The organism is Arthrobacter sp. efr-133-R2A-63, assembly GCF_030209795.1.
GTDB lineage: Bacteria > Actinomycetota > Actinomycetes > Actinomycetales > Micrococcaceae > Arthrobacter > Arthrobacter bambusae_A.
The window spans coordinates 58,171-65,570 of sequence record NZ_JARVRG010000037.1 but is presented as its reverse complement, the minus strand read 5'-3'; the positions used below and the strand labels follow the sequence as shown (position 1 = coordinate 65,570).

At 62.4% G+C, this 7,400-nt stretch carries 8 protein-coding genes; 5 read left to right on the top strand and 3 right to left on the bottom strand.

The genetic code is table 11. The features are described 5' to 3' along the window. Window positions 1-141 precede the first annotated feature (141 nt). Complete coding sequence (locus QRN45_RS19340) at window positions 142-678, bottom strand: hypothetical protein (protein ID WP_284764324.1); 537 nt, start codon at window positions 676-678, stop codon at window positions 142-144. A 307-nt stretch (window positions 679-985) separates the two neighbouring features. Between QRN45_RS19340 and QRN45_RS19335 the strand changes: the two genes are divergently transcribed. Further along, window positions 986-2,194 (top strand): aspartate transaminase, encoded by a 1,209-nt coding sequence (locus QRN45_RS19335; protein ID WP_241709753.1) that lies wholly within the window; start codon window positions 986-988, stop codon window positions 2,192-2,194. Window positions 2,195-2,238: 44 nt separating this feature from the next. Further along, on the top strand, window positions 2,239-2,913 hold the full coding sequence (locus QRN45_RS19330) for a 4-carboxy-4-hydroxy-2-oxoadipate aldolase/oxaloacetate decarboxylase (RefSeq protein WP_059388748.1): 675 nt from the start codon (window positions 2,239-2,241) through the stop codon (window positions 2,911-2,913). A 112-nt stretch (window positions 2,914-3,025) separates the two neighbouring features. Here QRN45_RS19330 and QRN45_RS19325 read toward each other — a convergent pair whose 3' ends face one another. Both QRN45_RS19325 and QRN45_RS19320 read right to left on the bottom strand, forming a co-directional pair. Then, window positions 3,026-3,247: a hypothetical protein gene (locus tag QRN45_RS19325; RefSeq protein WP_241709752.1), complete on the bottom strand. Its 222-nt coding sequence runs from the start codon at window positions 3,245-3,247 to the stop codon at window positions 3,026-3,028. A gap of 134 nt (window positions 3,248-3,381) precedes the next feature. Next, window positions 3,382-4,314 carry a LysR substrate-binding domain-containing protein gene (locus QRN45_RS19320; protein WP_284764323.1) on the bottom strand — a complete coding sequence of 311 codons (933 nt, stop codon included), beginning with the start codon at window positions 4,312-4,314 and terminating at the stop codon, window positions 3,382-3,384. Window positions 4,315-4,851: 537 nt separating this feature from the next. Between QRN45_RS19320 and QRN45_RS19315 the strand changes: the two genes are divergently transcribed. From QRN45_RS19315 to QRN45_RS19305, 3 genes are read left to right on the top strand one after another with little or no spacing between them, the layout of a single operon-like run. Next, the gene (locus QRN45_RS19315; protein ID WP_264637091.1) at window positions 4,852-5,640 is read left to right on the top strand and encodes a LamB/YcsF family protein; all 789 of its coding nucleotides are present in this window, start codon (window positions 4,852-4,854) and stop codon (window positions 5,638-5,640) included. A 1-nt stretch (window position 5,641) separates the two neighbouring features. Further along, window positions 5,642-6,364, top strand: a complete 723-nt coding sequence (locus QRN45_RS19310; protein ID WP_241709749.1) for a 5-oxoprolinase subunit B family protein — start codon at window positions 5,642-5,644, stop codon at window positions 6,362-6,364. Next, window positions 6,361-7,374, top strand: a complete 1,014-nt coding sequence (locus QRN45_RS19305; protein WP_241709748.1) for a 5-oxoprolinase subunit C family protein — start codon at window positions 6,361-6,363, stop codon at window positions 7,372-7,374. The genes QRN45_RS19310 and QRN45_RS19305 overlap by 4 nt, the downstream gene beginning before the upstream one ends. The last annotated feature ends 26 nt before the right edge of the window (window positions 7,375-7,400 follow it).

Below are 7,400 nucleotides of genomic sequence, written 5' to 3'. Positions count from 1 at the left end.
CCAGACGCATACTTTCCCGGCCCACGGCGCACCAGCGGCGCTCATCCGCTAACTCCCAGTTGTTGTCGTTTTGACGCCTCATAACGACAACAACTGTCAGTCAGTTGGGTTAGGGGCGCCGTCTGGGCTGGCCCGTGGAAGCTAGGCGGAGCGCGCGATGCCCCGCGTTGACCTGCGGATATGGTCGGGCGTGAGGCCGGTCAGCGAAGCAAGTTCAAGTTCATCGCAAGCTTGGGTGCGGAGCGCAGTGACAATCAACGCTTCCCGCTGATTAACGATCTGGTCGCGGTGCCTTTCGGCTGCTTTGAGTTGCTCGCTTTTCGCCCTCAGGCCATCCACGTGCGCGCCTCGCGGAAGCTCGCTCGGGTGAAGGTCGTCATAAGCCAAACCGATAGTTCGGACGGCCCGAATATTTTCCCCGGTCAGCGCGGAAATTGTGGCCAAGGTGAGCCCGTCTTCAAGGGCCTGGGCGATCATCTCGTTCCGGGCAGCGGTCAATGCCCGGATGGCGCTTGTCGCTTGAGATAGGAGTTGCTTATGGGCTGTGAGCGAATGGATGAGCTTGTTGTGTTCACCGGTGGCCGGCGTGCGGTCTTCACGCTCCACTGGCGCCTTGGCGCGGTAGGTGTACCTGCCGGTTGTCGAGCGGCGGGGAGTGGACCCTGGTTGAGCTTGCATGTACTCCCTTTCCGACCCGGTCCCGATGGATCACGGCTTCCCTGATCTGAAGAATCTAGGCCCCGTTCGCAGGGCTGCGGAAATACCAATACCGCGTGAACCCATAAGGAAAGTGCATAGAAGATTCCCCATATGGGACACAAAATTCCCGAATGGTGCGTGGAATTCCCATACGGGACAGGGGGTCATAAGACTCTCTTATTGATCCACGCACATTAGGTCTTATCCACGGCGCCCGGCAGTGCCTAGTCTCGAAATTGGGGATTCGACACCCGAATCCTGAGTTTCACGATTCTGGAGAAGACAAATGTCCGAGTACCTGCCGGCGTCGAGGGTCACACGCATCAAGTCCTCAGCGAGCGTTGCGGCCGCCGCCCGCGTCCGTGAACTACGAGCCGAAGGCATCCCGATCATCGACCTGACCGTCGGCGAGCCGGACTTCGACACCCCTGACCACATCAAGGCGGCCGCTATCGAAGCGATCAACGCCGGCCAGACCAAATACACCTCGGTGACTGGGACGCCCGAGCTGCAGGCCGCCATCCTCCGTCGGATTGAAAGCCACACCGGCGTGCATTACGCAGCGAACCAGCTGACCATCGGCGGCGGCGCCAAGCAAGTCATCTACGTTGCGCTCATGGCATCGCTCAACGACGGCGACGAGGTCATCGTCCCGGCACCGTACTGGGTGTCGTACCCGGACATGGTCCTCGCCAACGACGGCACGCCCGTGATCGTCGCTTGCGGAGAAGACACCGGCTTCAAACTCACCCCGGGCGTCCTCCGCGAAGCCATCACTGCCAAGACCAAGTGGCTCATCCTCAACGCTCCGTCCAACCCGACGGGCGCGGTGTACTCACGCGAAGAACTGCAGGCGCTCGGCTCCGTCCTTGAGGAATTCCCGAACGTCTACGTCCTCACCGATGAGATCTATGACGAAATCCACTTCGGGGACGGCCGGGTGACGAGCCTCGTCACTGCCGTTCCGTCCCTCCGCGACCGCATCCTCCTGGTCAACGGCGTCTCCAAGGCCTATGCCATGACCGGTTGGCGCCTTGGCTACGGTGTGGGTCCGGCGCCTTTGATCGCAGCGATGAACAAGCTGCAGTCGCAGACCTCCTCCTGCCCGTCGTCGGTCAGCCAAGCAGCGGCGGCAGCCGCGCTGAACGGGGACCAGTCGTTCGTCCGGGACAGCGTGGAGGTGTACCGCAAGCGCCGGGATGTCGCCGTCGAAGGCCTCAACGCCATCGAGGGACTTTCCGTTGCGCCCGCCGAGGGCGCCTTCTACGCCTACGTGAACTGCAGCGGCGTCATCGGCAAGACAGCTCCGGACGGCACGGTCATCGAGAACGACCAGGACTTCACGATGTACCTCCTCAACGCGGCCGCGGTCGCCGTCATCCAGGGCTCGGCGTATGGCCTTGGCCCTTACTTCCGGATCTCCTTCGCCACATCGCTGGAGACCATCAACGCCGGCGTGGACTCGATCCACAAGGCAGTCAGCGCCCTCAACTAAGCCCTACAGGCACCCCAGAGCCAGCCAAGAGAAAGATTCAGGAAATGATCCACGTCAAGACAAAGTTCCAGAGGCCGGACGCCGACGTCGTCAGCCGCCTCGCGGCGTTCTCCTCCGCGACCATCCACGAAGCCCAGGGCCGCCGCGGCGCCTTGAGCTCGAAGATCAAGCCGATCGACCGCTCCATGTCCTTCTGCGGGCCGGCCGTGACCGTGGCCTGCGCGCCGCAGGACAACCTCATGCTGCAGGTCGCCATCCACTACGCCCAGGCCGGCGACGTGGTCCTGGTCGGTGCGCAGGAATTCTCCGACGCCGGAACCTTCGGCGACGTCTTGGGCAACGCCATGAAGGCCAAGGGGATCGCGGCCATGGTGACGGATTCCGGTGTGCGTGACACCCAGGACCTCATCGAACTGGGCCTCCCGGTGTTCTCAGGCAGCGTCTGCATCAAAGGCACGGTCAAGGAAACCCTTGGGCCGATCAACCACCCCCTCGTTTTCGGCGATGAAATCATCTACCCGGGCGACATCCTCCGCGGTGACGCTGACGGCGTCGTAGTGGTGCGCCGTGAGGAAGCCGAGGAGGTCATCGCGCTCTCCCAGGCCCGGGACGACGCCGAACGCGAGCTCATCAAGGCCTACCACGCCGGAGGCACCACCATTGAGTTGTGCGGGCTGACGGAAAAGCTGAAGGCCAAGGGGCTCCTGGTCGAAGACTGATTGGCACGCTCAGGCCGGTCACCGGATACGGTGGCCGGCCATTTGCGTGCCCGATTCCGGGCACGCAGAAGGCGCCCTGCCTGGGGCAAGGCGCCTTGGGTGGAAAGCCGGGTCAGTCTAGTCCGGGGTGTCCTGGCCGGGCGTCGACCAGGTGCCACTCGATGCTGTGTCCGGCGTGAGCCGGCATGAGGCTTCCTTCGAAGACGAAGAGGGGTTCGCCCACGCCGCCCAAGGGACGCCAGAAACCATTCCTTGGGCAGTGGAATCCTGTCCGTGCGCTGATCGTTCCGAGGGTTGGATTCGAAGCCCACCGGGTCTGGCTGATCTTTTTCACCGCTGTTCCTTTGATTGGGTTCACGGAATCCGCGAACCGCTTTCGAATTGATTGCTAATTCGATATTAGGAAATAAAAACGCCCGTGAATAAGACCAAAGATGTCTGTCCGGATAAGGCAATGTTATGGATGGATCAAGCCCCGGATGGATCGGCCGCGTACTTGTTGATCAGCTGCTGCTGCAGCATCTCCTTGACTAGGATGAGCACGGCAGAGGCGGCTTCGGACAGCGGCTCATGGTCGGGGGTGCATAAGGCAATCTTGCTCTGCAGGGCCGGTTCGACGATCCGCAGGACCTTGAAGTTCTCCTCGGGGAGGAGCGCATCAGCGGCGGATTTGGGAAGCACGGTGGCCCCGAGGTTTGCGCGGATGAGCCGGACCAGAGAGGGAACCGACTCCACTTCTCCTACGAGCCGCAGCGGCAAGCCTTGATCGGCCAGACCCTTCTCGATGATCTGGCGCAAGGTGTGGTTCTTTTCGGGGAGGAATAGTCCAAGGGTGCTGGCTTCTTCAAGAGTGACAGTAGAGCGTCCCTGCGCCACATCGACGTCTTCATGGGTCACCAGGTGCAGGTCTTCCACAATCATGGTGGTGAACTGCACTCCACGGATCTTTCCCGGCTCGTAGATCAGGGCCATGTCGAGGCGGCCGTTCTTGATTGCCTCGCTCAGCACCCCGCCGAAGATCTCGGTCAGGTGGACCACGATGTCCGGGTATCGCCGGCCGACCTCGCGGATGATCTGCGGCGTCAGGCTGGAAGCCATGCTGTACGGCGCGATAGCGATGGACACCCTGCCCGACGGCGCCGCCCCGGATGCCGCCACGTCCAGCCTGGCTTGTTCCACGAGCCGCAGGATGGTCTGGGCATGGCGATAGAGGGTGTGTCCCGCGGCGGTTGGCTCGACTCCTTGCTTACTGCGGATCAGGAGTCGCTGCTTCAAATCGCTTTCCAGCGCCGACACCTGCTGGCTGAGGGCAGGCTGGGCGACATGGAGCGCAGCGGCCGCCTTGGTGATGCTCCCCGAATCGACGATCTTTACAAAATACGAGAGCTTCCGCGTGTCCATGGGTCTGCCTTCCTCCAAGCCCTCATTGGGGCCAGGATGCCATAAGGAAATTCTATGTAGGGACACACAATCCGTCTTTGTGTGACCTGTCTCTCAGCTACTAAATTTGAGACCCACATCCCCATGGTGGCGTTCCCCAAGCATTACTTGGCAGTTCGTTGACTCCCCATCAACCGAATTGTCCCGATACCCAAATATAGACGCACTTGGCGCGCTGCCCCGCAAATCGATCGTCACGTAAAGAGCACCCTATGAGACTTTCGGGCATATCGCCCACCGCCCGCGGCGGCAAGCGGTCCCTGCCGGCGACAGGTGTGCCGTAGGTCATAACCGGAGGCTATCCCGTGATAGCGAATAGGTCTTTGTGCCCGAACTTCTTGGGTGCGAGACTTCTATCACCAAAGAATTACCGCAGTACCTCTGATTGAAGAATTTCAGCTAAACACTTCCAATCGGGCGGGCAGCTCAATTCTTCCGATATTCCACCCGCTCGTATGGAATTACCGGCCCAATGCAGAACCACGGAAAGAGAACCACGTGAATCCGATAATTGATCTTGTAGCGGATCTTGGAGAGGGATTCGGTGCCTACACCATAGGCAGCGACACCGATCTTCTGGAGATCGTTTCAAGCGCCAATATCGCTTGCGGGTTCCACGCGGGCGATCCCGACATCATGGACGCCACCGTCGCTGAATGCGTTCGCCGTGGAGTGGGTATCGGAGCCCATCCGAGCTTCCCCGACCTGCGTGGTTTCGGGCGCCGGGACATGGGCCTGACTGCCAACGAGGTGCGTGCGGACGTGCTCTACCAGTTGGGAGCCCTGAATGGCTTCGCCGCCTTCCATGGAACCAAGGTGACCCACCTTGCGCCGCACGGCCGGCTGGGAAATCTCGTCGCCGTCCGTGAGGACTACGCTGCGGCCGTGGCCGAAGCGGCCGCCCGCGTGGACAACGAACTCATCGTGGTCGCGCAGGAGGGCGAGTTGGCCAAGGCCGCACGTTCCGCCGGCCTCGACGTGGCCATCGTGGGCATCGTTGATCGCGCCTACCAGGAAGACGGGACGCTGGTCCCGCGCAGCCAGCCCGGCGCCGTGCTGCACGACCCCTCGGCCATTGTCGAGCGGACCGTGCGCATGGTGTGCGAAGGAAAGATCCGGTGCGCGAACGGCACTGACATCGACATCTCCACGGACACTGTCCTGCTTCACGGAGACAACCCCGGCGCCGTCGGGCTCGCCCGGCTCATCCGCTCGGAGCTCATTTCGGCAGGCGTGCGCATCGCCCCGTTGACCGAAGTCGTGGATGCCAAGAGGAAGGCGGCCTGACATGTCCGTTCTCACGGCGGCTCCCACCGAGATCTACGAATCCGGAGACTCCGCATTGCGCGTCGTCGCACTTGCCGAAGCAAGCGAGGACAACTGGCTCACGGTCCACCGTCTTGCCGACTGGCTGGAAAGCTGCGGTGCCGAGGGACTTCACGGCGCGGTACCCACCTACGACTCCGTGCTCGTGGAATTCGACCCTGTGCTGGTGTCTGCCCGTCAGGTGCGCGCGTTCGTGAAGCTGGGACTCCTCGAAATGGGCCGGTCAGACGGCAGCGCAGCGGCACCCCGTGCGTTTGATGTTCCCGTGGTGTACGGCGGCGAATTCGGCCCCGACCTGGAGAATGTCGCCGCTTATCAGGGCATCTCCACCGAAGAAGTCATCCGGCTCCACACTGAAAAGACCTACACCGTCCGCTGCCTCGGCGCGCCGGCCGGCTCGCCGATGATGGATGGCCCCGCGTTCCCGAAGCCCGTGCCGCGCCTCAAGGATCCCCGGCTCAGCGTCCCGGCAGGAGCCGTGGCTGTGGCCGGACGCCAAGCCGTCATCGCACCAGCGTCAGCGCCCGGTGGCTGGTGCGTGATCGGTCAGACTCCCTTGACCGTCCTTAATATTCGCCGCGAACCACTGGTGCCTTACAAGCCAGGCGACATTCTCCGTTTCCGCAGTATCGAGGCCGGAGAGTTCGACTCTTACGTCGGCCAGGAACTGGAACCAAGGCCATGAGCGGGCACATTTTCATCCAGCAACCCGGGAACGCCGTGGTCACAGACCTTGGCCGGTTCCGTGGACCGCGCTTCGGACTTCCCGTGAACGGGGCCCTGGACCAGTACTCGGCCCGGGCCGCCAACATCCTGGCCGGCAACCTGGACAACGATCCCCTGGTGGAGATCACGGCCCTCGACTTCAGGATGAAAGCGAACTCGGACATCCTCATCGCAGTCACTGGCGCTCCGCTGACGCTCACCGTCGGAGGGCGTCCTTGCACCCAGTGGGAACCGGTTTCGGTCCGCGCGGGCGAGACGGTGGCCATCCGGGGAATCAACCGGGGCCTTCGTGCCTACCTGGCCATCCACGGCTCCGTGGAGGCGCCGATGCTGTTGGGCAGTTGTGCTCCGGACACCGTTGTGGGCTTCGGCCTGCAGCTCAAGGAAGGAACCACACTCCTGACCCGCCGCAGCGTGGGCCCTGTTCGCCAACCGTACTTCGACCTTCCGCTCTTCCGGCTTGGCCTGGAACGGCCGAGCATGGGGCAGCAACTGATGGTCGATGTGACTGATGGGCCGGATGTCGCCGAATTCGGCGGTTCCGCCGAGCTGCTCTTCACCTCGGAATACGCCGTGAGTGGTCGGAGCAATCACATCGGCCTGAGGCTCGGCGGCGAACTCCCCGAAAGAACCTCAAGCGGTGAAGTGCTTTCGCGCGGCGTCCCGGTAGGCGCCGTCGAAGTTCCTTCCCGGGAAGAGTTGCTGGTGCTGCATCGGGGACGCGGCGTCACTGCCGGCTATCCAGTCCTCGCAGTGGTTACCAGTAATGGCCTGGACGTCCTTGCGCAAGCCCGCCCGGGCGACAAGGTCCACTTCAGGAAAACAACAGTGGCGGAGGCAACTTCCGCCCACCGGCGTTCGCGGGCGCAGCTTGAAACCCTCCGCGAATCCGTCAACACAGTCTTCGGACTACTTGGCATTGGATGCCGACCCCAGTGGCAGGACCTCCCGGTTGCGGCATGCAGCTAAAAACCTGTCGTCAAAACCAATAGGCG